This is a genomic window from Campylobacter felis (genome assembly GCF_030250085.1).
GTDB lineage: Bacteria > Campylobacterota > Campylobacteria > Campylobacterales > Campylobacteraceae > Campylobacter_D > Campylobacter_D upsaliensis.
The window spans coordinates 17,654-42,636 of sequence record NZ_JANURX010000002.1 but is presented as its reverse complement, the minus strand read 5'-3'; the positions used below and the strand labels follow the sequence as shown (position 1 = coordinate 42,636).

At 35.0% G+C, this 24,983-nt stretch carries 24 protein-coding genes, 2 tRNA genes, 1 other RNA gene and 2 pseudogenes; 16 read left to right on the top strand and 13 right to left on the bottom strand.

Features of this window, described 5'->3' with window-relative positions; all coding sequences use genetic code 11:
- Positions 1-64 precede the first annotated feature (64 nt).
- Positions 65-1,213 (bottom strand): carboxynorspermidine decarboxylase, encoded by a 1,149-nt coding sequence (nspC, locus tag NYG92_RS01465; protein ID WP_289233306.1) that lies wholly within the window; start codon positions 1,211-1,213, stop codon positions 65-67.
- Positions 1,214-1,339: 126 nt separating this feature from the next.
- Here nspC and NYG92_RS01460 point away from each other — a divergent pair, with 126 nt between their 5' ends.
- The 5 genes from NYG92_RS01460 (at position 1,340) to trxB (ending at position 5,656) form a co-directional block, all read left to right on the top strand.
- Positions 1,340-2,770 carry a multicopper oxidase family protein gene (locus tag NYG92_RS01460; RefSeq protein WP_289233305.1) on the top strand — a complete coding sequence of 477 codons (1,431 nt, stop codon included), beginning with the start codon at positions 1,340-1,342 and terminating at the stop codon, positions 2,768-2,770.
- The gene (locus tag NYG92_RS01455; RefSeq protein ID WP_004277947.1) at positions 2,757-2,978 is read left to right on the top strand and encodes a MoaD/ThiS family protein; all 222 of its coding nucleotides are present in this window, start codon (positions 2,757-2,759) and stop codon (positions 2,976-2,978) included. Before NYG92_RS01460 ends, NYG92_RS01455 begins: the two co-directional genes overlap by 14 nt.
- Positions 2,979-3,434, top strand: coding sequence for a molybdopterin synthase catalytic subunit (locus NYG92_RS01450; RefSeq protein WP_270966261.1), 456 nt, complete (start codon positions 2,979-2,981; stop codon positions 3,432-3,434).
- A gap of 9 nt (positions 3,435-3,443) precedes the next feature.
- Positions 3,444-4,634, top strand: coding sequence for a molybdopterin molybdotransferase MoeA (locus NYG92_RS01445; RefSeq protein WP_289233304.1), 1,191 nt, complete (start codon positions 3,444-3,446; stop codon positions 4,632-4,634).
- An 86-nt stretch (positions 4,635-4,720) separates the two neighbouring features.
- Positions 4,721-5,656, top strand: a complete 936-nt coding sequence (gene trxB, locus NYG92_RS01440) for a thioredoxin-disulfide reductase (protein ID WP_289233409.1) — start codon at positions 4,721-4,723, stop codon at positions 5,654-5,656.
- Between the two features lie 19 nt (positions 5,657-5,675).
- On the opposite strand, the gene NYG92_RS01435 is transcribed toward trxB, so the two are convergent.
- The gene (locus NYG92_RS01435; protein WP_289233303.1) at positions 5,676-6,905 is read right to left on the bottom strand and encodes an HD domain-containing protein; all 1,230 of its coding nucleotides are present in this window, start codon (positions 6,903-6,905) and stop codon (positions 5,676-5,678) included.
- A 111-nt stretch (positions 6,906-7,016) separates the two neighbouring features.
- On the opposite strand from NYG92_RS01435, the pseudogene queC reads away from it, so the two are divergent.
- Positions 7,017-7,682 (top strand): annotated as a pseudogene (queC, locus tag NYG92_RS01430) (7-cyano-7-deazaguanine synthase QueC); the annotation flags it as partial.
- Here queC and ffs read toward each other — a convergent pair.
- An RNA gene (ffs, locus tag NYG92_RS01425) (signal recognition particle sRNA small type) lies at positions 7,683-7,780 on the bottom strand.
- Between the two features lie 136 nt (positions 7,781-7,916).
- On the opposite strand from ffs, the gene NYG92_RS01420 reads away from it, so the two are divergent.
- A complete protein-coding gene (locus tag NYG92_RS01420; protein WP_270966257.1) occupies positions 7,917-8,612 on the top strand; it encodes a bacteriohemerythrin in 696 nt (231 codons plus the stop codon).
- Positions 8,602-10,434, top strand: coding sequence for a flagellar assembly protein A (locus tag NYG92_RS01415; RefSeq protein ID WP_289233302.1), 1,833 nt, complete (start codon positions 8,602-8,604; stop codon positions 10,432-10,434). Before NYG92_RS01420 ends, NYG92_RS01415 begins: the two co-directional genes overlap by 11 nt.
- On the opposite strand, the gene recO is transcribed toward NYG92_RS01415, so the two are convergent.
- The 6 genes from recO to NYG92_RS01385 all read right to left on the bottom strand — a co-directional run bounded on the left by recO (position 10,429) and on the right by NYG92_RS01385 (position 13,667).
- Positions 10,429-11,043 carry a recombination protein RecO gene (gene recO, locus NYG92_RS01410; protein ID WP_027304525.1) on the bottom strand — a complete coding sequence of 205 codons (615 nt, stop codon included), beginning with the start codon at positions 11,041-11,043 and terminating at the stop codon, positions 10,429-10,431. The two genes, NYG92_RS01415 and recO, sit on opposite strands and share 6 nt — an antisense overlap.
- A 16-nt stretch (positions 11,044-11,059) precedes the next feature.
- A tRNA-Val gene (locus NYG92_RS01405) sits at positions 11,060-11,135 on the bottom strand.
- Between the two features lie 2 nt (positions 11,136-11,137).
- Positions 11,138-11,213 (bottom strand) — tRNA-Ala (locus NYG92_RS01400).
- Between the two features lie 14 nt (positions 11,214-11,227).
- Positions 11,228-11,728 (bottom strand): hypothetical protein, encoded by a 501-nt coding sequence (locus tag NYG92_RS01395; RefSeq protein ID WP_199360725.1) that lies wholly within the window; start codon positions 11,726-11,728, stop codon positions 11,228-11,230.
- Positions 11,706-12,689, bottom strand: a complete 984-nt coding sequence (gene ribD / locus NYG92_RS01390; RefSeq protein WP_289233301.1) for a bifunctional diaminohydroxyphosphoribosylaminopyrimidine deaminase/5-amino-6-(5-phosphoribosylamino)uracil reductase RibD — start codon at positions 12,687-12,689, stop codon at positions 11,706-11,708. The genes NYG92_RS01395 and ribD overlap by 23 nt, the downstream gene beginning before the upstream one ends.
- Complete coding sequence (locus NYG92_RS01385; RefSeq protein WP_270960171.1) at positions 12,690-13,667, bottom strand: galactosyltransferase-related protein; 978 nt, start codon at positions 13,665-13,667, stop codon at positions 12,690-12,692. It lies immediately after the preceding gene.
- Between the two features lie 67 nt (positions 13,668-13,734).
- Between NYG92_RS01385 and NYG92_RS01380 the strand changes: the two are divergent.
- The 5 genes and pseudogenes from NYG92_RS01380 to NYG92_RS01360 all read left to right on the top strand — a co-directional run.
- Positions 13,735-14,865 (top strand): annotated as a pseudogene (locus NYG92_RS01380) (capsular polysaccharide export protein, LipB/KpsS family); the annotation flags it as partial.
- A gap of 15 nt (positions 14,866-14,880) precedes the next feature.
- Positions 14,881-16,068, top strand: a complete 1,188-nt coding sequence (gene kpsS, locus NYG92_RS01375; protein WP_289233300.1) for a capsule polysaccharide modification protein KpsS — start codon at positions 14,881-14,883, stop codon at positions 16,066-16,068.
- A 68-nt stretch (positions 16,069-16,136) separates the two neighbouring features.
- Positions 16,137-17,264, top strand: a complete 1,128-nt coding sequence (locus NYG92_RS01370) for a DUF829 domain-containing protein (protein WP_289233408.1) — start codon at positions 16,137-16,139, stop codon at positions 17,262-17,264.
- Between the two features lies 1 nt (position 17,265).
- The gene (locus NYG92_RS01365) at positions 17,266-18,627 is read left to right on the top strand and encodes a cytochrome P450 (RefSeq protein WP_289233299.1); all 1,362 of its coding nucleotides are present in this window, start codon (positions 17,266-17,268) and stop codon (positions 18,625-18,627) included.
- On the top strand, positions 18,624-19,031 hold the full coding sequence (locus tag NYG92_RS01360; RefSeq protein WP_270977471.1) for a hypothetical protein: 408 nt from the start codon (positions 18,624-18,626) through the stop codon (positions 19,029-19,031). Before NYG92_RS01365 ends, NYG92_RS01360 begins: the two co-directional genes overlap by 4 nt.
- On the opposite strand, the gene acpS is transcribed toward NYG92_RS01360, so the two are convergent.
- Both acpS and fliL read right to left on the bottom strand, forming a co-directional pair.
- Entirely contained in the window at positions 19,032-19,379 is a 348-nt protein-coding gene (acpS, locus tag NYG92_RS01355) for a holo-ACP synthase (RefSeq protein ID WP_270977470.1), read from the bottom strand.
- Entirely contained in the window at positions 19,379-19,915 is a 537-nt protein-coding gene (fliL, locus tag NYG92_RS01350) for a flagellar basal body-associated protein FliL (protein WP_027304516.1), read from the bottom strand. Before fliL ends, acpS begins: the two co-directional genes overlap by 1 nt.
- A gap of 78 nt (positions 19,916-19,993) precedes the next feature.
- On the opposite strand from fliL, the gene NYG92_RS01345 reads away from it, so the two are divergent.
- Together NYG92_RS01345 and NYG92_RS01340 are read left to right on the top strand one after the other, a co-directional pair.
- On the top strand, positions 19,994-21,358 hold the full coding sequence (locus NYG92_RS01345; protein ID WP_289233298.1) for a phosphomannomutase/phosphoglucomutase: 1,365 nt from the start codon (positions 19,994-19,996) through the stop codon (positions 21,356-21,358).
- Between the two features lie 10 nt (positions 21,359-21,368).
- Positions 21,369-23,069, top strand: a complete 1,701-nt coding sequence (locus NYG92_RS01340) for a tetratricopeptide repeat protein (protein ID WP_289233297.1) — start codon at positions 21,369-21,371, stop codon at positions 23,067-23,069.
- Here NYG92_RS01340 and rsfS read toward each other — a convergent pair.
- Positions 23,049-23,366 (bottom strand): ribosome silencing factor, encoded by a 318-nt coding sequence (gene rsfS, locus NYG92_RS01335; RefSeq protein ID WP_027304513.1) that lies wholly within the window; start codon positions 23,364-23,366, stop codon positions 23,049-23,051. The two genes, NYG92_RS01340 and rsfS, sit on opposite strands and share 21 nt — an antisense overlap.
- A 20-nt stretch (positions 23,367-23,386) precedes the next feature.
- Positions 23,387-23,926, bottom strand: a complete 540-nt coding sequence (gene nadD / locus NYG92_RS01330) for a nicotinate (nicotinamide) nucleotide adenylyltransferase (protein WP_289233296.1) — start codon at positions 23,924-23,926, stop codon at positions 23,387-23,389.
- Positions 23,927-23,987: 61 nt separating this feature from the next.
- Here nadD and gap point away from each other — a divergent pair, with 61 nt between their 5' ends.
- A complete protein-coding gene (gap, locus tag NYG92_RS01325) occupies positions 23,988-24,983 on the top strand; it encodes a type I glyceraldehyde-3-phosphate dehydrogenase (RefSeq protein WP_214145666.1) in 996 nt (331 codons plus the stop codon).

Sequence of the window (24,983 nt, the reverse complement as noted above, 5' to 3'; positions counted from 1 at the left end):
ATATTTTTTAAAAAAAATTTAACAAAAATGCAAAAATTATTTTATGTTTTATTGACATAATAAGTCAATTTCTTTTCGCATAATCCTCATAAGAAAATTTTCTAATCATCTCAAGCTTTTTTTTCTTAGTATAAAGCATTAAATTCGGTAAAATGACGCCATTAAAAGTCGTGTTTTTAACTATGGAATAATGAATTTGGTCTAAAAAGGCTATTTTATCGCCCCTATTAAGCTCTTTTTTAAAGGCGTACTCTCCCATCACATCGCCTGCTAAACAAGTATTTCCCGCTAACAAATACGCCTTTTCGCCCTCGTTTAAGCTTGAAATTTGCTCCCCCTCCCTCGTGCTTAAAATCCTAGCGTTTAAAACCTCGCTCGTGTAAGGCATAATGATAGTATCAGGCATATGTGCTTCGCTTGAGGTATCTAAAATGGCGATTTTTTTCTCATTTTCCACAATGTCTATCACGGAAGCGACCAAAACACCTGTTTGCCAGCCCACCGCTTCACCCGGCTCCAAATACACTTGCACCCCAAATTTATCGCTAAATTTTTTACAAAGAGCGATGAGCTTTTGCGTGTTGTAACCATTTTTGGTGATGTGATGTCCGCCGCCAAAATTGACCCATTTTATCTTTTTTATCCACTTGCCAAATTTCGCTTTAAAGGCATTTAAAACAACTTCTAAGCTATCCGCACTTTCTTCGCACAAAGCGTGAAAATGAAGCCCATCGACTTCGCTTAAATTCACATTTTCTAAATCTTTACTTAAAATTCCAAGTCTAGAATACCGCCCACAAGGATTATAAAGCTCTTTTGGAGCTAAGGAATATTCAGGATTACAACGCAGCCCTAAAGATTTAGCCTTAGCTTTTTCTTTAAAAAGATTAAATTGATGAAGAGAGTTAAAAATGATGTGGTGGGAAAGCCCTATAATCTCGTCCATTTCATCTTCTTTAAAGGCGGGAGAGAAGGTATGAATTTCTTTATCCATAAATTCTTTTGCAAATTTTGCCTCCCAAAGTCCGCTACAAGTGCAGCCATTAAGATATTCTCCTACGATTTTCATCGCCCCTGAAAAGGCAAAACCTTTTAAGGCTAAAAGCACTTTTGCCCCACTTTTTTCACTCACTTTGGCTAAAAGTTCGCAATTTTTTCTTAATTTATCCTCTTCTAAAATGTAAGCTGGTGTTTGAATTGTTTCATAAAACATTATTTTTCCTTAATTAAATTGCCAAATCATAACAAAATTAACACAATAATTCACAATAAACATTTACAAAAAATTTTAAAAAAATGGTTACAATTATCAAAAATTTAATAGACATAAGGAAAATTTATGAATAGAAGAAATTTTTTAAAATTTAACGCACTAAGCCTGGCAAGTTTAGGCATAGCCTACGCTAATCCTATGCAAAGCCACCACGCACATCATAGCGTTAATCATACGAATTTAAATACTTCTTTTATCAATTTTGCTCCCAAAAATTTAAAGCTTTTAGATCCCAATATTTTTCCGCAAGGAGAAATGCTAAAAGCCTTACCTCTACTTCAAAATGAAAGCAAAAAGAGAAATTTTTTCCGTGCAAAAATTGACATTGAAGAAAGTGAAATTGAACTCATTAAAGGTAAAAAAACTAAATTTTATACTTACAATGGCTCAATTCCAGCCCCAAAAATAGAAGTTTTTGAAGAAGATGTTGTTGAAATTATCGTTAAAAATAAACTCAAAGAGCCTACAACCATACATTGGCACGGAGTTTTAGTCCCACCTGAGCAAGATGGAAATCCTCACGATCCCATTTTAGCTGGAGAAGAAAGGCTATATCGTTTTACAATCCCTAAAGACAGCGCAGGGACTTACTGGTATCATCCGCATCCGCATTTTATTAGCTCTAAGCAAGTTTTTATGGGCTTGGCTGGGGCTTTTGTAGTGAAGGCTAAAAAAGATGCTTTAAGCCATTTTAAAGAAAAAGATTTGATGATAAGCGATTTGCGACTTGATGAAAACGCTCAAATTCCAAATAATAATCTTACTGATTGGCTTAATGGCAGGGAGGGGGAATTTGTGCTTATTAATGGGCAGTTTAAGCCTAAAATTACCCTTAGCACAAAGGAGCGCATCCGCATTTACAACGCCACTGCGGCAAGGTATTTAAATTTACGCATACAAGGGGCTAAATTTATCCTTGTCGGCACTGATGGGGGGTTGATAGAAAAGCCCCTTTTTAAAGATGAGCTTTTTTTAAGCTCCGCTTCAAGGGCGGAATTTTTAATCTCTGTGCCAGAGGGTGGCGAATTTAAGCTAGAAAATCTTTATTATGATAGGGATAAAATGATGGTAAAAGAAGAGCCTAAGGAATTTAAAGAAGTGATTATGAGTGAAGATCATACGCAAATGCACGGCTTGATGAAAAAAGGCGAAGAGGACTTAAAAAAGGCTTTAGCTTCGATGTTTTTACTCAATAATAAAATTTATGATTTAAAACGCATTGATTTAAGCTCTAAGGTGGGGGTTGTTGAAGATTGGATTATTATTAATAAATCTCATATGAATCATCCTTTTCACATACACGGGACGCAGTTTGAGCTTATTTCATCAAAATTAAATGGCAAGATTAAAAAAGCCGAATTTAGAGCCTTAAGAGATACGATTAATGTCCGTCCCAATGAAGAATTAAGACTTAGAATGTATCATTGTCATATTTTAGAACACGAGGATTTAGGTATGATGGGAAATTTGGAGGTTGAAGATAATGGTAACGATTGAATTTTTAGGACCTATCAATAAGCCAAATTTAAAGCTTGAAATCTCTTCTTTAAAAGAGCTTAAAGAAATTTTAAAGCAAGATGAAAGCCTGAAAGAGTGGCTTGAGCTTTGTGCGGTTTGTTTAAATGGCGTTATGGTTTTTGATGAAAATGTCAGTTTAAAATCAGGGGATACAATCGCCCTTTTACCGCCTGTTTGTGGAGGCTAGATGTTTGAAATTCACAAAGGGGCTTTAGATATAAGTCTCATTTATACAAAATGGTATGAAAGCCTTAGAGATAAAAACTGCGGGGCATTTTTAAGCTTTTGCGGCATAGTAAGAGAAGAGCAAAGCGATGAAACTAAGGGTATAGTAGAGGCTCTTAGCTTTGAACTTTATGAGCCGCTTTTAAAGGAGTGGTTTAGTGGCTGGGAAGAAAATTACAAAAAAGAGGGAGTCAAGTTTTTTTTCGCGCATTCTTTAGGCGAAGTAAAAATTCATCAAAGCTCTTATTTAGCAGGGGTTTTGAGTAAAAATAGAAAGCTTGGCTTAAAGCTTTTAAATGATTTTGTGGAAGATTTTAAAAAAAGTGCGCCCATTTGGAAATATGATGTGATAAAGGGTGAAAAAATTTACGCAAAAAAACGCTCTTATAAACTTAAGGGCGCTGGAATTTTAGCTTAAGGATAAACAATGTTAATGTCTTATGAAACAAGTTTAGAGCTTTTAAAAGCACATTTAAAACCCTATGAAAAGGTGGAGAAAGTCGCCCTAACGCAGTGTCTAGGACGCATTTTAGCTCAAGATATCAAAGCCCTTAAAAACTACCCCGAATTCCCCATCTCTGCTATGGACGGCTATGCACTCAAATTTGACGAGCAAGACAAGCCATTGAGAGTTTTGGGCGTTACTCCAGCAGGAAAAATGCCTGAATTTAAGGTCGAAAGTGGCACTTGTGTGAAAACTTTCACAGGATCTTTGATGAGTGAGGGTAGTGATACTTTGGTTCCTGTGGAAAATGTGGAATTAAAGGAGGGGCAAATCTACATCAAAGAAGCTGTTAAAAAGGGGTTTGCGGTAAGAAAAGTAGGGGAGAGCTATCAAAAAGATGAGCTTTTGTTAGCAAGAGGAACGAAACTCGATTATAGTGAGATAGCGCTTTTAGCTGAACTTGGCTTTTTTCACATTAGCGTTTTTGTGCGTCCTGTGGTGGGAGTTTTAAGTAGTGGAAGTGAGATTAAGGACTTGGGTGAGGCTTTGGAAAATCCTGCGCAAATTCGCTCATCAAATCACATCGCCTTAGCGAATTTAGCACAAAAATTAGGCTGTGAAGCTAGAGTCTTCCCTCTTTTAAAAGATGAAGAAAAACTCACGCAAAGCACCTTAGAAAATGCCCTTAAAACTTGCGATATTTTAATCACAACAGGGGGCGTTTCTATGGGAGATTTTGACTTTTTAAAAAAAGCGGTAAGAGCGTATGAAATCATCATCGACAAGGTCGATATAAAGCCCGGTCGCCACATTAAAATCGCTCAATTTGAGGAGAAATTTATCCTTGCACTGCCCGGCTTTCCATACTCTGCTATGGTGATGTTTAATTTATATGCAAGAGAAATTTTAAACGCTTGGCTTTTGCAAAAAAAGGATTATATTTTACACGCTTTTTTGGAGCAAGATTATATTAAAAAAAGCCCTTATTTGGAATTTGTCGCGTGTAATGTGGAGCTTAAAGAGGGCAGGGTGTGCGTGAATTTAAAGGGTAAAAAAGAGGGTTCAAGTGCGATTATCAATAATCTTAACAATAAAGCCGCTTTAATGATAGTCCCAAAAGAGTGCGAAAAAGTGCAAAAAGGAACCTTAGTAGATATAATCTTAATGCCCTAGTGCAAATTTTTGCAAATAATAATTTTTATTAACTAGCCTTAAGAAATTTTTTGTATCATTTGGCATAAAAATTTAAAGGAAAAATGATGTTAGATTTAGCGATTATAGGTGGTGGTCCTGCGGGACTTAGTGCGGGACTTTACGCGACAAGAGGCGGTCTTAAAAATGTTGTGATGTTTGAAAAGGGTATGCCAGGAGGGCAGATCACTTCAAGCTCTGAAATTGAAAATTATCCCGGAGTCGCCCAAGTAATGGATGGAATTTCCTTTATGGCTCCTTGGGGTGAGCAATGTATGCGTTTTGGTTTAAAGCACGAAATGGTCGGCGTTGAAAAGATTAGTAAAAATGAAGACGCCACTTTTACAATCACCCTTGAGGGAGGAAAGAGTGAAGTGGCTAAAGCGGTAATTGTTTGCACGGGTTCAGCACCTAGAAAAGCAGGCTTTAAAGGCGAAGATGAGTTTTTTGGGCGTGGGGTTAGCACTTGTGCGACTTGCGATGGCTTTTTTTATAAAAATAAAGAAGTTGCTGTTTTAGGTGGTGGCGATACAGCACTTGAGGAGGCTTTATATTTGGCAAATATTTGCTCAAAAGTTTATTTAATCCATCGCCGCGATACATTTAGAGCCGCACCAGGCACGGTGGAAAAAGTGAAGAAAAGCGATAAGATAGAATTAATCACTAGTGCGAGTGTCGATGAGGTTTATGGCGATGCAAGTGGAGTTTTAGGCGTGAAACTTGAGCTAAAAAATGGCGAGAGAGATTTAAAGGTGCCGGGGATCTTTACTTTCGTAGGGCTTGATGTGCGTAATGAAATTTTAAAACAAGATGATGGCTCATTTTTGTGTAAAATGGAGCAGGGTGGGCAAGTCAGCGTTAATCTCAAAATGCAAACAAATATCCCCGGACTTTTTGCAGCAGGAGATTTAAGACAAGATGCCCCCAAACAAGTTATTTGTGCGGCTGGAGACGGAGCTGTGGCAGCACTTTCAGCTCTAGCTTACATAGAAAGTTTGCATTAAAAGGGGCGTAAAGCCCTTTTTAAGCGATATTAAATTCCTTTTTTAATTCTTCACAAAGTGTGAGAAAATTAACTCCCTCTATGCTTTTATTTTGAGAGAAAAATTTAAACATTTCATTAAAGCCGCTTAAAAGCTCCTTGGATTTCACTCCATAACTTATAGAAAGTCCAGCCTCAATAAAAGCGGCGAATTTATCACAATATTTAAGTGCCTTGCCGTCAATAGCACCAAATTCATCATCATTACAAACGCTTAAACTTCCACTACAAAGCTCTATCTTGCCATTTTTAAAGGTGCGGTTTTCAAATTCATTTTTGACCCATTTATCCTCACCATTTCTTCCCTCTCTAATGCCTAAAATATAAGCAAATTCAGCTCTTAAGTGTTCGGGGACAAAGGGAAGAATTTTATCATTGATGAGTTGCATTTCATAATCATTTATAATAGTATGAAGTCCGTCTATGCCATATTTTACAGGGCTTATAATATCACGCGTTAAGCTTTCTGGTAGGTCGTGAAATAAGGCACAATAAAAATTATTTTCTAATCTTTTATCACAAGCTTTAATGCTAAGGGAATAAAAATATCCCAAAATCGCCACAACAAGCATATGTCCTAGCACGGCAGTTTCAGGGATACGAGGTGTTTGCGCCCAACGCTTTTGAAAACGAAGTCTCCCACTTAAATCCACAAGTTTTGCTATTTTTTGATTTAAGGCAATTTTCCTAGCACCAATTAACTCATAATAGTCCTCTAGCTCCTCTTCGACCTTATTTTTAATCTCCTCAATATCATTTAAAAAAGAAGAAGTTTGATAAACGATATTAAATTCCCAACGCGTGGCAAAATAAGAAGCTGCTTTTAAAATAAGCCTTTCTTTTTGATGAGAATCCCCCTTAATATATGCTTCAAATTGCCTTAAAAACGCACCATTTTCAATCTTTTCTATCATAGGTTCTAGTATGCTAAAAACCCAGCGATTCACCTCATCTTTTTTTTGACGCACGATTTGATGATACACATCAGGGCGTATGTCAGTAACCACAACGCGGCTCAAAAATTCAAAAATTCCTCCCTCTATAATCACTCTCATATCGACATCTTTTTCCATTTTAGCGATAAAATAAGCGATAATGAATTTATGCGCTTGCTTGTCAAGCTCGACTAAATTTGCCATTCTAGGATAATCGTTCCAGCGACTTATAGAAGCGGCTTTAAAGATATGCTCTATTAGTTTAATATTAATCATTTTTTATCCTTTCATTGAAGGCATTATTATAAATTTTTATGATTTTTTTTGCAAGATATTAAATTTAAAATGATTTTGTCGATATGCTAGAAAAATTTATAAAGAGAAAAAATGAAAAAGGCTTTATGTATCATAAGTGGCGGTATGGATAGTGCTTTGTGTGCGTATTTAGCAAAGAAGGAAGGCTTTGAAATTATCGCTTTGCATTTTGATTATAATCAGCGCACCGAAAGAAAAGAAAAAGAGTGTTTTCATCAAATTTGTGAGCATTTGGGCGTTTTAAAACACTATGTTTTAAATGCAAGTTTTCTTAAAGACATAGGCGGAAATGCTTTGGTTGATGAAAGCCTTGCCGTGCCTAAAAATGCCCTACATCAAAATGCCCTGCCTAACACTTATGTGCCTTTTAGAAACGGCATATTTTTAAGTATAGCGGCTTCTTTAGCAGAAAAAGAGGGCTGCGAGGCTCTTTATATAGGGGTGGTCGAGGAGGATAGTAGCGGTTATCCTGATTGTAGTGAGAATTTTATCAAAAAGGCGGAAAATTTTATCAATGAAGGCACGAGTGAGGGATTTAAACTAAGCATTAAAACGCCTTTGGTGCATTTAAGTAAAGCTGAAATTGTAAGTCTTGCTTTAAAAGAAAATGTGCCTTTAGAGCTAACTTGGTCTTGTTATGAGAGTGAGGATAAGGCTTGCGGTGCTTGCGATAGCTGTTTATTAAGGCTAAAGGGCTTTGAAAAAGCGGGAATTAAGGATAAGATAGAATATGAAAACCTCTCCCCAGATGACTGCGGCACACATTAAATTCAAGTGCTCTGCTGTGTTCCCACCCTGAAGCTTTGCTTAAAGAAAACATTGCACAGGTCTGAGAAAAGGCGATGAAATTATAATGATTTTGCCTTAAAAAGCGTTGAGTTATTAAAAATTTAATTTTGTTTTTTTTTTTTTTTTGATAAAATGTATTAAAAAATATATAAAATCGATTAATATTGAATAGCAAGGATTAAAATGAATAAAAAAATTGAATGGACTAAAGAATTTAGCATTAATAACTACGCACTTGATAAGCAACACGAGCTTATATTTGACATCACAAATCATGCCAATGAACTTGCTAAAGAGGTTTTAGAGCGTTATGATGACTCCTTACAAGAAGAGCTTAAAAAGACGATTGTGAAGCTTTTTGATTATATCAAAATTCATTTTAAAGATGAGGAATCCTATATGAAGGAGATCGATTATCCATTGTTAGAAGAACATAAGGAAGCACATAGAGTTTTAGTAGAAAAAACTAAAGAGCTTTTAAACCACTCCAAAAACCCTCAAAATTTCGCAAAAGAGCTTGCCATTTTGACAAAAGACTGGATTGCAAAGCATTTTTGCGTTGATGATAAGTGGATTGATGCTTACAAATATAGAGTGATTCATCTTAACGAAGTGCATTTTAGCCTAAAAACTTACAAAACTATAAAAGCTTTAAGAAATCCCGCTATAGACCAAGAAGAATGCTTTAAATATCTTTGTATGTGCGAGGATAAAATTCATCAAGTGCCAAGAAGCATACATGAGGAGCTTTTAAAAGAAGAGAGTGTTTTAAAATGTGAAGTTTGTAAGCAAATTTTAGTATTGTGGGAAGAAGGGGAAATTAAGGATCTTTCGTATTTAGAAAAAGAATTTATAAAAATAGGAAAAAATGATGTTTGAAAATAAAATCTTACAAACAAAAAATCCCTTTAAAGTTTTACAAACTGAGCAAGAAAAATGGGATTTTAACTTAGATTTTCACATTTTAGATTTTAACACTTTTGGCATCAAACAAAATCCACCAAGAAGCAAAAATTATCCTAGAACTGATCTTGAAGTGTTTTACTCTGATGATTTTTTTGTGAAAAATTATGATACCATTCATCAAGAATTCAAGATAGAAATTTTTCCTAAAACAAGCAACAATCCTTTTAAATTTACTTTAGGAACTAATGCAAATTTAACTCTTATAAAAGCTCGTTTAAGCTATGAAAAAATAGATTCTAATGTAAATATCAATCATCATTTAAAACAGGCTTTATATAAAACTTTAATTAAACACAAAATTCTTATTTTGCGTTTGGATAGGGATTTAGAAAGAAATTTAGATGAGTGTATTGCTTTGCTTAAAGAAGATAAGACTGATGGCTTTGAATTTATAGTTGCAAGAGGCGTGAGCGAAATCCCTCATCAAAATGCGAAACTTATTTTTCATAGAAGCACAAAAGTGGAAATGAGTGAGGGTAAAACATATGATGAAAGACAATATTCTCAACCTGTGCAAAAAGATGAACTTTTATTTGAATATATGTATAAAAAACTAGGGAAAATTGGGCGAAATCTAAGAGGAGAATTACTAAATATAGAACCTTTGGAAGAAGAACTTAATACGATTAAATTAAAAGATGATAGCATTTACACCAAAGAATTAGAAGATAGAATACAATATTTTAGTGCAAATTATGGTTTTTTGACTAAGGATATTGAGGGCTTTAGCGTGAGTAGTTCTTTAAAGGTTTCAAGAGTGGATTTAAAAAATACAGGCTCAATTAAAACAGATTTAGATAAGGAGATTAATGTAGAAGTTTCAAATAAAAATTTCAATGATGATGCGGTAAAATCTGGCATAGTCAATATAAAAGCCAGTAATGTTAATATAGAAGGGCATGTAGGAGCGACAGAAGTAAAAGCCGCCAAACTTCAAATCACAGGTGCTACACACGCAAAATCAAAAATTTACGCACAAAGTGCTTTTATAGCAAATCATAAAGGATTTTTTGAGGGCGATGTCGTTTTTATCAATAATTTAGAACGCGGTGAGATTAAGGCAAAAAGTGTCTATGTAAAACACTGCATCGCATCTAGAATAGAAGCGGATAATATTTTTATCGAAGATTTATTTATGGATAATAAGCTCTATCCTAAGAAAAATTTAATTATCCTTAAAAATATCAAGGCAAATAATCGTATAAAAGTCTCTCCAGAAGTTTATTTTACAATAAATAAATGTGAAGACGAAACAAAAGAACTTAAAGCTTTATTTGCTAAAATCAATATCAAATTAACAACCCTATTAAAACAAAAGCAAAATTTTTACACTTATCTTGTAACAAATCAAGTAAAAGTTATCAAGTTGAAGAAAAACAAATATGCCAATCAAGTAGATACTAAAATTATAGAGATTTATGAAGATATTTTACAAAGATACCAAGTAAGTGTTGTGAAATATAAAAAACTTGTCGCTTTAAAATATGAAACAAAAAGACGACTTGAAAGTCTTGAAAATATGATATTTAAAGTCAAAATTTATATCCAAGCTGAAATAAAAGAAAAAGATAATATTTTAGAATTTGATGGCGTGAAAAATGCCTATTTAGAACTTAAAAAACAAGGGCTTTATAGATTGAAAGAAAAAGGAATTGAATGTGAGGAAAAATATGATGAAAGTGAAATAGAAACACTTAAAGCACCTTTTTTGGAATTTTTACAAGAGGATTCATAAGCCCTGCTTAACAAGCTCATAAAGCTTGTGAATTTCCTCGTCATTAAAAATGGAGCAGTTTTTCTTCTCATAAAAAATTTCAAGCTTTTGATGGGGAAATTCATAAGAAAAAGCACAAAAATCGTGCGAAGGTAAAAAGGCTCTTAAAAGCGTGATATTGCCTTTAATTTTTTCATCACACGCAAAGCAAATGAAGTCTTTATGCAGCCTCCCCTCAAATTCTAAAATTCTCACATAAGCATCTAAGATAACTCTTTTTGGATTTTGCTTTAAAAAGCGTTTGGCACATTCATCAAGCAAGTCAAAATAAAAGCTATCAAGCTCACTTACCTCTTTTAAATGTCCATACAAAAGGCGTATAAATTCCTGCCAAAAAAGCATTTTCTCTCTATCTAAAATCCACGAAAAACCTAAATGAAGCACATCTTTAAGACGAGGCAAAAAGCTAGAATTTTCCTCAAGAGCAAAATCTATCTTATATCCACTTAATATACTAGAATGCCTTAAGCCGTAAAATCTATAAGTCTTTAAAAGTGTCTTAGGGCTTAAAATATAGACGATCAAATCCTCGTCTCTAACCCTTTGTGTGTGTAAAATGAAGCCTTGCAAATGAAGCCTTTAAAAATGGTGGCTCCGATTGGACTCGAACCAACGACTTCTACCATGTCAAGGTAGTGCTCTACCAACTGAGCTACGGAACCACTGGTGGAGCATAGCGGGCTCGAACCGCTGACCCCGACGCTGCCAGCGTCGTGCTCTCCCAGCTGAGCTAATGCCCCACAAAAAACGCTAATTATGCCGAATTTTTGCTTAAATTTTGTTTTAAAAAATCTTCAATTTCACTTTGCTTACTCGTTTTTAAAATGCGAATTTGCTTAAAAAGTAAGCCAAGATTAATAAAGGCTAAAACAAGTAAAATTAAATTCGCACTGAGTAAAATAAGATAAAGCAAAGCAAAGGCGTTAATCGCTGCAAAAAGGGCAAAAAGTAGAGCAAAAATTCCCAAAAAACATAAAAAAATGCAATGTTTTATTTTAGCCTCTTTAAAATTATCTTCTTTTTGGGTGAGATTATGAAAAAGTATGATTTTACCCTCTAAATGACAGAGTAAAAGTGTGTCATTTTCCTTAAAATGATAATGCTTAAGGCTTTTATACTGCAAACTTAGGGCGTTTGGATTAAGAGTATCTTGCTTAAAATGAAGCGTATAAAGGGTGTGATTTTTCTCAAAACTTTGAATTTTTAAGCATTTTAAATCACTCCTTGCATAATTATAAAAGCTCGTAAATTCCATAACTATCCTCCTTAAAATTTCCTTTAAAAAGCGGTCTTAATTCTAAATCAAGTTTGACATTTTCTTCTTGATTAAATTTAGCATTGTGAAAGATTAAAAACATATCCATTTGATTCTTAAAGCTTTTTAAAAACTCCGCCCCACCCTCATACATTAAAAATTTCGCATTAGAAGGAATTTGCGTGAAAATTTGGCGATTTTTGACATTAAAAGCGGGGATAGTTTTATCAAAACTTTTTAAATTTTGACGACTTAAAATGCAAAGATTTGGTGCTTTACCTCCACAAAGTCTTGAATCTAAAATGGGACGATCTTTTCTTAAAGTCCCTCCACCAACGACTAAAAGATCGATAATGGAGCGAATTTGATGCGCATAAGTGCGGCTTGTTTCATTGCTAACAAATTTGCCTAAAGCGCTGCCATTAAGACTTAGGGCGAGTTTAAAAAGCTTGAAAGTGCCCTTTTGCCATTTTAAAAAAGGCTTTAAAAGCTCCCTACCCTCTTTTTCTAAAATTCCCATTTCCACTAAAATACCATTTTGCCTTAAAAACTCCGCTCCACCGCTTGCGATTTGATTTTCATCTTTAACACTTACAAAAACTTTTTTAAATTTAAGCGTACTAAAAAGCTTCGCACAAGGTGGGGTTTTACCCTGATGTGCGCAAGGCTCTAAAGTTACAAAAGCGGTAGCGTTTTGTAAGAGTTTTTGATGATTTGTAAGGATAAAATCATGCAGGGCATTTGGCTCTTTTGGGAAATTAAATTCGGGCTTTAAAACCTTTAAGGCTTCTTTAATAGCGTTTAATTCGGCGTGAGCTTCGCCTTGTTTTTCGTGGGCTTTAATGCTTAAAATTTGATTATTTTTATCAAGGATAACGCAACCAACTGCTGGATTAGGGTAAGTTAAAAATTGATATTTCCACGCCTCTTTTAGGGCTAAACTCATATAAAATTCTTTCATTTAAAGTCTCTTTAAAAAAAGTAAAAATCTCTCCAAACTCAAAAGTTTAGGACGATAATCGTGAAATAAAATGGAGTAAGTGTCAAGATTAATTTGATATTTGTGGCATAAGCTTTCATAAAGCTTGAGTAAAGATTTTCCATAAGGACTTAAATTTTCCTCTTCAAAATAGCGTTTTTGCTCTAAAATTTGGGCGTTTTGTCCATAGCGTCTAAAATAAGCACGAAGCCTATTTCTACTATGATGTATGTGAAAAATCACCCTTTTTTCAAAAAAATATGGCAAAGAAAAAAAGGCAAGATATTTACGAAAGCCACTTGAAAGCAAGGGGGCTTTATAAAAAACATTTTGCGTTAAATCCTTACTCGGTGTCAAAGCCTTTTTAAATAAAGCAAGACGCAGCATAAAGTCAAAGTCCTCTCCCCCACGCCCCCTAAAATTCTCATCAAAGCCCCCAATAGCAATATAATCAGCCCTTTTCATAAAAATGCAAGCACTAGGCAGGGCAAGGCTAGTAAATAAGTCCTTTTTATAAGTGATAAAAGCGTCAAAAAGCTCTTCACGACTCTTTTTCAAAACAACTCTTGAGCCTTTAGATGAAAGATAAAGACAAGGCAAAAACATAAATTCACTTTGACCGCTTTGAAGCTCCTTAATACAAGCTAAATTGACCTGCTCATCAAGCAAGCAATCTACATCCATTAAATAAATATATTCACAAGAGCTAAGTTTAAAGGCTTCATTTCTTAGCAAGGCTTGGCAGATAAGCTCTTTATAAAAGGGTTTGGAGGCTAATTTGGCATTTTTTTTAGTAGCGATGAGTTTTTTAAGCTTTTTATCAAAAAATCCCCCTCTATCATTATGCCCAAAAATGAGTTCTGTATCCTCATTAGCCCTTTGTAAGATGAGCCTTACTTTTTTAAGAATATCAAGGGGGCGAAGTTTTAAATCCACAGGGATAATAATGCTATATTTCATATTTTTCCTTTAAACGCAATTATAACAAAACTTAAATTTACTAAATAGATAGCTTTAAAAGTTATAATATAAAGAATTTGTTAAAAGGATGTGGGTGTTTAGTAATCATCGTCTTTTTTTTCTCGGTTTTACTTTATGGAAGCGTTCTTTTGTGAAGGCATTTTTTAAGGCTAAAAGTATGCACTTTTTAAATTCTTTAAAGGAGCTTGAGAAATTTAAACTAAATGATGATGATGTGTTTTTAATCTGGGGCAAACGCCTAGAAAAAGAGGATTTAAAGACGCAAATTGCGAAACAAAACGCAAATTTAAAACCAAAAATTTGTTTTGTTGAAGATGGCTTTATCCGTTCGGTGTCTTTAGGCTCTGACCTTACGCGTCCTTTTTCTTTAGTAGTCGATAGCAAGGGGCTTTACATCGATGCTTCAAAACCAAGCGATTTAGAAGAAATTTTACAAAATCACAACTTTGATGAAGAGCTTTTAAAAAGGGCAAAAAGCTTAATTGAAAAATTAAAGCTTTATAAAATTTCTAAATATAATACTCTCAAACACGACAATTTACACTTTAAAGCTAAGACCGGGCAAAAAATTATCCTAATCCCCGCTCAAGTCGAAGATGACGCCTCTATGCTCTTGGGAGGTGGAGGGCTTGATACCTTGCAATTTATCCAAAAAGTGAGAGAGGAAAATCCTAACGCCCATCTAGTTTTTAAACCTCACCCTGATGTTTTAAGCGGAAATCGCAAGGGCTTGAAAGATGAAAAAATCATTTTGCAAATTTGTGATGAAATGTTGCGTCATTCTAGTATCCATAGTGCCATAGAAGCAAGTGATGAAGTGCATACCATTACCTCAACTGCTGGTTTTGACGCACTTTTAAGGAGAAAAAAGGTTGTCGTTTATGGCACACCTTTTTATGCAGGCTGGGGACTAAGTGAAGATAGGGTCGAAATTAAGCGCCGAAGTAGAAAATTAAGCCTTGAAGAGCTTGTGGCTGGAGTTTTGATTCTTTATCCGCTTTATTTACATCCTAAAACTAAGAATTTATGTGAGGTTGAGACGAGTTTAGACATCATCACACAAATGCAAAGGGCATATTTTTCGAAATTCTACATTAAGTGGGGGATAGATTCTAGGAATTATGCTTTAAGGAAATTAAGACGCACCTGGGAAACAATGAGAGGATTTAAAAAATGAGGGGGGGGTAAAAGTATGCAATTTGATCTTTTGTTAAAAAAAGAATTTAGTGGTAAAAATGTCGCACTTTTACAAGGTCCTGTGGGAAATTTCTTCTCGCGTTTGGGAGCAAAGCTTAAAAAAATGGACGCGAAAATTGTAAAAATCAATTTTAACGGCGGAGACTTTTTCTTTTATCCTAAGGGACGAATTTATAGAGCTAGCAAAGAAAATTTAGCCGCTTTTTATGAGGATTTTTTCACGCAAAATCAAATTGAGGTCGTTTTGATGTATAATGACTGCCGTTTTGTCAATCATACAGGCTTGGAAATCGCCAAAAAACTAGGCATTGCGGTGTGGGTTTTTGAGGAGGGGTATTTAAGACCTTATTGTATCACCTTAGAAAAAGATGGGGTTAATGCAAACTCGATTATGCCACGCGATAAAAATTTCTATTTAAACTTAAATTTAAAAGATGTCGGCACTGAGATAAAGAAAATACCGGGTGGCTTTAAATTTATGGGCTTTTATAGCTTTTTATACTGGTTTTTTGCCTTTATTTTAGCTCCATTTTTTAATAATTCTTTGCATCACCGCCCTTTAAATCCTTTAGAAATGTTTGCTTGGTTTAAGGCTTTGTTTTTAAAATACAAGTATAAAATCAGTGAAAAAAGGCTCAATTCTAAAATTTATAAACTAGAAAAAAAATATTTTTTAGCCATTTTACAAGTCTATAATGACACACAAATTTTACATCACTACAAAAAAGATATTGAGCATTTTATCGAAGAAACTATCCTTTCTTTTGCTAATCACGCAAGAGCTAAATCTTACCTCGTCTTTAAACATCACCCTATGGATAGAGGATATAGAAATTACGCCGCTTTGATAGAAAAATTAAGCGAGAAATACCATGTCGAAGGACGCATTTTATATGTGCATGATAGCTATTTGCCATTTTTACTTCAAAATGCTCTAGGCTGCATTACCATAAATTCCACAGTAGGACTTAGTGCGATTATGGAGGGCTGTCCTACTAAGGTGTGTGGGGAGGCTTTTTATGATTTTGAGGGGCTGACTTATCCTAAGAAACTTCATTTTTTCTGGCGTGAAGCCCACGCTTATAAGCCAAATTCCTTACTCGTTTCACAATTTAAAAAATATCTCCTTCAAACAAATCAAATCAATGGCAATTTTTACAAAAATTCCTCTTTAATGAGATAAAATTAGCCTTTTGTTAAATCATTTTCTTGCGTTATAATTTCAAAAATTAAATTTGAGTTTTTAAAATGATAAAAAGAGATGTATTTTATATAGCAGGGTATGACCCTAAGGGATATCGGTATTATTATTTATTATTTAAAAGAAATTTAGAGGAGTATCAAAAACGCTTTAAGATTAAAGCCAAGCTTTCTAAAAGCCATACTGATGAGGACTTTCCCTTTTGGAGCGTGGAGGCGGAAAATGTCTCGTGTCGCTATACTTTTTTAGCGTGGAATGACATCGTGAGAAAAAACTGGTCCAAAAGTTACAAGGACGCTCTGATGGACTGCTATGCTCTTTTTAGAATTTACACCATAACAGGACTTTTTATTAAATTCGGCAAAGAAAGCATCTATCAACTCATCACGGGCTATTACCCCTTTTTTTATGTGCTTTTTTCTTTGCTATTTTCTTTAGGGCTTGGTTTTTTCGCTTTTTATTTGCTTTATTTTTATGTGCCTTTATTTTTGGCTATTGGGGTGGGAATTTTACTCGTTTTTTATCTTAATCGTTTTTTATTTTATTATGGGAAAAAATTAGCCGTTTTTTGGATTGCTAGAATTTGCTCTTTTTGTGCAAATTGGCAAGAGAGAAAAAGGGGGGCTTTGGAAGAAAAAATGGAGCTTTTTTCTCAAAAAATTTATCATACTCTTAAAGAAAATAAAGAGCAAAATTATGAGCTTATTTTACTCACGCATAGTGTGGGCTGTGTGCTTTGCATTGAGGTTTTAGCTAGAATTTTAATCCTTTGTAAAGAAAATGGGGTCGATTTTTCTAAGCTTAAAATTCTCACGCTTGGCGAGTGTATCCCCTTAGTGAGCTATCAAAAAAAATCCACAGATTTTAGAAAAAAGCTCGAATTTGTCGCTGGGTTTGACTTAAAATGGTATGATTATACTTCGGTAATCGATGGGGCGTGTTTTCCGCAGGTAGATTTTATAAGAACAAGCGGGGTTTATGCAAAGAATCATTTTGGACCAAAGCTTTTAAATCCACGCTTTCACACCCTTTACGAAGCGCAAAATTATAAAAAAATAAAACGCGATAAAAATAAGGCGCATTTTTTGTATTTAATGAGTGTAGAAAATGATGGGGGTTATGATTTTTTCAACTTCATCGTTTTAGATCGATTTTTAGAAGAAAAGATTAAGGATTAAAATGAGTGAGTGTCCCTTTTTTCCAAAACCTTATAAAAACAAGGCTTCGACCTTACTCACTTTTTTGCTTAAAAGACGCTCTTGGCTAGACGGACTTTATGAAAGAAGTTATCAAATGCAAACAGGCTATGTCAAAATGCCAAATTTCGACCTTTATGTCATAAACGATACAAAAGAAGTCAAAAGAATGATGGTCGATGAGGTAAGAGAATTTCCTAAAAGTGAGCTTTTACATAGGCTTTTAAGCCCTTTGCTGGGTGAAAGCATTTTTACAACAAATGGTGAGGTGTGGCATAAGCAAAGAGAGCTTTTAAAACCTAGTTTTGAGCTGACTCGAATTTCTAAGGTTTTTAATTTGATGAGCGAAGCGGTGGCGGATTTAATGAGGCGTTTTGAAAAATACCCCGATAATTCTTACATAGAAGTCGATGAAATGATGACTTTCGTAACTGCTGATGTGATTTTTAGAACGATTATGTCCTCTAAACTTGATGAAGTGCAAGGTAGGCAAATTTTAGAAGCCTTTGCAACCTTTCAAGAAGAAAGCGTTAGAACGGCGATGCGGGGGATGTTTTATTTTCCAAAATGGCTTTCTTATCTGCTAGGAGATAGAAAAAGAGCTAAGGCAGGAGAGCTGATAAGAAAGGCTTTAAGTGATATTATAAAACCGCGTTATGAAGCAAATTTAGAAAAAAGCGATTATGAGGATATACTTTCTTCTTTACTTTTAGTTGTCGATGCAAAGACAAATCAAAGATTTTCTTTTGAGGAAATTTTAGACCAAGTGGCAATGCTATTTTTAGCAGGACACGAAACTACCGCTAGCTCTCTTACTTGGACTTTATATCTTTTAAGCTTGTATCCTGAGGAGCAAGAAAGAGCTTATAATGAAATTTGCGAAATTTTGCAAGATAGCAAGGAGATAAAAATCGCCCATCTTAGACAATTTAAATTTCTCACCAATGTCTTTAAAGAGTCTTTAAGGCTTTACCCACCTGTAGGCTTTTTTGCAAGAGAAGCTAAAAAAGATACACAGGTAAGAGATAAGCTCATCAAGCAAGGCTCTGGCGTTGTGATAGCACCTTGGCTGATTCATCGCCACGAGCTTTTTTGGCAAAATCCTCACGGCTTTGACCCTTCGCGTTTTGAAAGAGAGTATAAAAAAGAGGCGTATTTACCTTTTGGTATGGGAGAGAGGATTTGCATAGGACAGGGCTTTGCTATGCAAGAAGCAATTCTTATTTTAGCAAATATTTTAAAAACTTATAAGCTTGAGCTTAAAGAAGGCTTTGTTCCTGATGTGGTGGGGCGACTTACAATTCGCTCTCTTAATGGAATGTGGATTAAATTTAGCAAACGATGAAAAAATTAGAACCTAGAATTCGTGCAAGAGTGCGGAAAAATATCAAAGGAAGCCTTAAGGAAAAATTAGCGGGGACGATTTTACTTTGTGCCATTGTGCCTTTGGCAGCGCTTGGCTATTTACTCATTGTGATTGTGGGGACTTTTTTTAGCACAGCTAGAGCAAGACAGGGAGTTAGGGCTTTGGATCATTTTGTCAATGCAAGTTTATTTAACGGCTATGCTTGGGAGAGCGTATCCTCTCACGCTTGGAGGGAGAGAAATCGCAAGAAATGGGCGAAAATTGTGATTAAAATCACCGATTTTTTTCAAAAAGATCATTGCAAAAGGGCAAACCGCAGGGAACAACCTGTGGTCGATTTCATACTTTCAAGAAAGCTTGACCAACAAACCATAGGAAAATAATTACTTTACAATCACAACAGCCATAGCCACGCCCTTATCGTGCGTGATACTTACCTTAGCTTTTTTGATGTGAAATCTGCGTTTAGTTTTTTTACAAAATTTGATTTTAGGGGCATTTTTTTTGCTTTTTGAAATTGTCATATCTAAAAAGCCACAATGCTTAGAAATACCAACCCCAAGAGCCTTACTTGCCGCTTCTTTCGCCGCCCAAAAGCCAGCTAAGGTAGCTGAATTTTTGATGAGTTTTTGCTCCTCAGGGCTTAGGAATTTATCTAAAAAAATTTTGCCGTGTTTGTTGTAAATTTTTTCTACTCTTTCTATGGAGATTAAATCACAACCCACACGCATTAAGAAACGACAAAATCCGTAAAATAGACATTTTTAATAAAGCCGTCCGTTAAAATTTCATTAATTTTACCGACAAGCTCGTCTTTTAGTCTTTCTTTACCCTTACTCGTGCTAATTTCTTCAAAAGTCTTAGCCGTCAAAGTGCGTATAATCACATCACGGATAATGGCGACCTTTTTGTCAAGCTCTGTTTTTAAAAGCTCACTATTTTGCTCTAGCTCTATGGTGCATTTTACATAACGCGAACCACTATCACTCAATAAATTTAAGGTGAAAGGCTCAAGCGGATACATAGGACCGATATTAGCATAATCACTTCCTCTTTGCGTTGGTGCTTGAGAGGTTTTTGCTGCTGGTTTGGCTTCTTCTTTTGGTGCTTCGGTTACTGCACCCTCATCGCTCGAAGTAGAGGTAAGAAGATAGGCGATAAAGCCCATAATAGTAAGAAGTAAAACGAAAAGCACAACAATGATGATAATAACAAGAGAACTCCCCTTTTTCTTTTTCTCTTCCGAATTTTCTACTTCTTCTTCCATAAAGCTTCCTTATTAGTAAATTTGATGTAAAATTGTAGCAGATTTTTTTAAAATACAATTTAAATTTAAGAGAAATTTATGCTAGATGTGATTTTTAGAGAATATGACATAAGAGGACTTTATGATAAAGAGCTAAATGAAAAGAGCGTTAAAGCCATAGGCTTTTGTTTGGGTGAAGTGATGCTTCAAAAGGGTTGTAAAAATGTCAGCGTAGGAAAAGATGCAAGATATAGTGGCGATGAGCTTTTTGCTTATCTTGTAAGTGGCTTAAACAAAGCGGGGATTAAAATCTATGATATAGGGCTTGTGCCAACTCCACTTGGCTATTTTTCACTTTATGAGGGCTTACAATTTGACGCAAATATTATGATTACAGGCTCACATAATCCAAAAGATTACAATGGCTTTAAGATTACCATAGGCAAGGAAAGCTTTTTTGGGGCGGAGCTTAAGGAATTTTCTAAGGAGGTTTATAGGCACTTAGATGATGAAATTCCTCAAGACTTAAGGGCTGAAAAATACGACATTTTAAGCTTGTATGTGGAATTTATGAAAAAGCAATTTGGGCATTTGGCAAATTTTAATTATGAATTTGCTTTAGATTGTGCTAATGGTGCTGTGGGCGTGGTGCTTGAGCCTTTGATGAGGGCTTTAAATTTGAAAGCACATTTTCTTTTTAAAGAGCCTGATGGCACTTTTCCTAATCACTCTCCAGACCCAACAGAAAATGAGAATTTAATCCCTCTTAAAAAATTTTTAGAACAAAATCAAAACATACAAATGGCTTTTGCTTTTGATGGGGACGCAGATAGAGTTGTCGCGTTAAGCAAAACACACACTTTTTGCGGTGATGAGCTTTGCTATTTATTTGCTAAAGATATTGAAAATCCTAGAATTTTAGGTGAGGTCAAATGCTCTAAAAATCTTTTTGATGCAGTGAAGCAATTTGGGACGATTTTTATGGGGAAAACAGGGCATTCTAATATCAAAAAAATGATGAAAGAGCTTAACATCGACCTAGCAGCTGAAGTGAGCGGGCATATTTTCTTTAAACATCGTTATTTTGGCTATGATGATGGAATTTATGCGTTTTTAAGAGCTTTAGAACTCATCTTCAAAGGCTATAATTTAGAAAGTTTAATTAACGCTTTGCCAAAGCTTTATACGACACCAGAGCTTAAAATTCCCGTAAGTGAAGAGGAGAAATTTAAACTTGTAGAGGCTTTTAAAGAGGCAGTTAGAAAAGGGGCTTTAAAGGGAGTTAAAGAGCTTTGTGAGATTGACGGGGCTAGAATGGACTTTGAGGACGGCTGGGCTTTACTGCGTGCGTCAAACACTAGTCCCTATCTCATCACGCGTTTTGAAGCAAATACACCTTTAAGAGCTAAGGAGCTTGAGGAAGCTGTAATGGAACTTTTTAAACAAGTTAAAAGTGTATCATAAGGAAACATTAATGACGCAAAAAGATTTATTTTACATTTCTCATAACAACCATAAAGAAATTTATGCTTTATCTTGCGATGATTATGCTAGGGCTTTATTGGCTTGTGAGGAGGGCAATTATGAAAAAGCACAAGTAATTTTAGAAGCTATAAAAAAGCAAAGTTCTTATGTTTTGCTTCTATTATTACGCGTATATGGCAATCTTCAAGATGCTACCCCCCCCCCCCCCCCCGAAAAAATACAAACAATTATCAATAAACTTTTAAAACAAGAACATTGTTACACCTTTACTTTGGAGCTGACTTTAGCGCTTGTAGCTTACGGCTTTTATAATGAGGCTGAGAATTTATTTGAAACGCTTTTAAAACAAGAACCTTATTCTAAGGAACTTTGGCTTAACTATGCTCTTGCGCATAAGTATATTAATGACGAAAAAGCCGTATTTATAATAGAAAGAGCCTATCATCATTTTTTAGAATATAAACAAAGACTTTTAGAAGAGGAAAAAAATCCAAGCAAGGAAAAAGAAGAATTGCTTTATGCACTTGATGATTTTCTTTATATGCGTTTGGTTGTTGAATTGGCATATTTAAATTTTAGACTTTATCACTATGACAATGCTCTTAATTTATTCAAACAAGTAGAAAATTATAATGCTAGAAACTCTCAATTTTTCCTCTTTTATGCTTTAACTTTAGAATATACAGGCTATTATGATAAGGCTTATAAATGCTATAAAAGAGCTATTTCTTTGAGTGCTGATATATATACTAGTTTTGAGTTTTCTAAATTTTGTTTGCGTTTGGGACGCTTTGAAGAGGGCTTTTTGTATTATGAAATGCGACTACATTCAGCTTCTAAATTCACTTTTTCTCAAAGGCATTATGATGTTGCTTATGCGGCTTTTTATGGAGATAAGGACTTTTTGCGTGGAAAAAGGGTGCTTGTTTATTGTGAGCAAGGTTTTGGAGATACAATAATGTTTTCTCGCATTTTACGCAGTCTTTCTAAGGTGGCAAAGGAAGTGATTTTTTGCCCTCAAAGTGCGTTATTTAGTCTTTTTAATACACATATTCAAACGCTTCAAAAACAAAATAAAATTCAAAGTAATCTTAAGGTATTCGCACAAATTCCGCAAGATTTTGATTATGCGGTGCCGATTTGCTCCCTTTATTTTTTCTTAGGTGTTTATAATGCGAAAACCATAGCAAAATTACCCTCGCCTCTCATTAGCGTGGAGAAAAAGACACGGATGCAAAGAGCGAAAGTAGGAATTTGCTTTCGCACAAGCACTATTCCTCATACACAAAGTTTATTTTATCGCAATATTGATTTGGAATTTTTACTTGAGGCTTTTGACGGACTTGATGTGGAGCTTGTGAATTTCACGCTTTATCAAAAAGGCGAATTAGAACTTCCTGCTAATATTAAAGATGTATCTTTTGAGCTTAATGATTGGTTAGCTACAAGCGAGGCTTTGCGTGAGGTGGATTTGCTTGTAAGCATTGATAGTGCGATAGCGCATTTGAGTTTAGCTTTAGGAATTCCCACTTTAGTGCTTTTGGGAGACCGCTTTGATTGGCGTTGGGGGAAAATTGAAAGCCCTAAAAGCATTTTTTGGCAGAAGGCGCATTTTTGTAGGGTTAATCAAGAAGGACCTAGCGGCATTAAAAAGCAAATTTGTAAGATTTTAAATTACAAAGTCCCTTAAAAGCTCTTCTAGCTTATAAATTCCGCGATGTTCTTGGCTTAGGAGGTGGATTAAAATATCACCCAAATCAATCACGCTCCATTGCTCACTGCTTTCTATATTTAAAAATTCCTCCCCTTTGGCTTTCAGTTTAGTTTTAAGCTCATCAATTAAAGAAAGGGCGTGCCTTTCGCCCAAAGTCGTAGCGATGATGACAAAGCTTACAAAATACTCTCCCCCTCTCATATCAAAAATTTCAATATCTTCAGCCTTTTTTTCATCTAAAATTTGTGTGATTGCGGTGATTCTTTCTTGCATTTTCGTCCTTTATTTTAAAATTATAGCTGTTTTTGGTAGTATTTTTTCACCTCTTCTTGAATTTCACCACTTACTTTATCTAAGTTTAAATGCTTTCTTATAAAAGATGAGGAGATATTAATGTGCGTATTTAAATCTTTAAAATTCTTTGGAATTACTATTTTATCACGCTTTGCTATGATAAATTCTACCTTTTTTTTAAGCTCTTCAAAAGAGTGCCAAGAAGATAAAGTTTGAAGATGATCAGCTCCCACTAAAAGATAAAATTTGCTAGGCTTATAAAATTGATAAAGAAAATTAACACTCTCTATACTCGGCACGGGACGATTTTGCTTGATTTCAAAATCACAAATTTCGACTTTTTCTAATTTCCCCCAAAGTTTTTTAACCCACTCTAACCTTTTTTGTGCAGGAACACTCACACTTTCTTTAAAGGGGCTAATGAAAGCTGGCATAATGATGAGTTTGTCGATTTCTAGTGTATTTAAAGCCTCTTTTATAACGCTTTCGTGTCCTTGATGTGGTGGGTCAAAACTCCCTCCAAAAAGTGCGATTTTCATTTAAATTTTTTAACCTTTTTTTTGTAGAATTCTAGCATTTTATTTTGCAAAAGGAAATTAAATGGCTATAAAAGTTGCGATTAATGGGTTTGGGCGTATAGGGCGATGTGTAGCGAGAATCATCACAAAGCGTGATGATTTAGAGCTTGTAGCTATCAATGATACGACAGAGCTTGAACTGACAAAATACCTCTTAAAATATGACTCTGTTCACGGCGAATTTGATGCGAGCGTGGAGCTTGAAAATGGCGATTTACTCATTAATAACAAAAAAGTTAAAATGTTTCATACGCGTGATATTAATGAGCTTGACTTTGCAAAATATGGCGCAGAGCTTGTTTTTGAATGCACAGGCGCACATTTAACTCAGGAAAAATGTCAAGCCTTTTTAAATAAGGGCATTAAAAAGGTGCTAATGTCCGCTCCTGCAAAGGATAATACCCCAACCTTCGTAATGGGTGTGAATTCTCATCTTTACAAAGGCGAGGCTATTATTTCTAACGCTTCTTGCACGACTAATTGCTTAGGTCCTGTTTGTAGAGTTTTACAAGATAATTTTGGCATAGAAAAAGGCTTAATGACGACTATACACGCTTATACAAATGGGCAAAGCATTATCGATGCTAAGGCTAAGGATAAACGCCGTAGCCGAGCTGCCGCACAAAATATTATCCCAACTTCAACAGGAGCGGCAAAAGCTATGAAGCTTGTAATGCCAGAGCTTGATGGCAAACTTCACGGACAAAGTATGCGTGTGCCTGTGATTGATGTTTCAAGCGTGGATTTAACCGCACTTTTAAGCAAAAAAGTAAGTAAAGAAGAGCTCAATGAAGCCTTTAGAAAGGCAAGCAAGACAAATTTAAAAGGAATTTTAGCCGTTGATGATGAAGAAAGAGTTTCGAGCGATTTCATCACATCGCCTTTTGGTGCTGTGGTGGCGAGTGATTTAACTCAAGTGATTAGCGAGGATTTTGTTAAAATTGTCGCTTGGTATGACAATGAATGGGGCTATTCTAGTCGCCTTGTCGATATGGCTGTTTATGTAATGGGAGCTTAA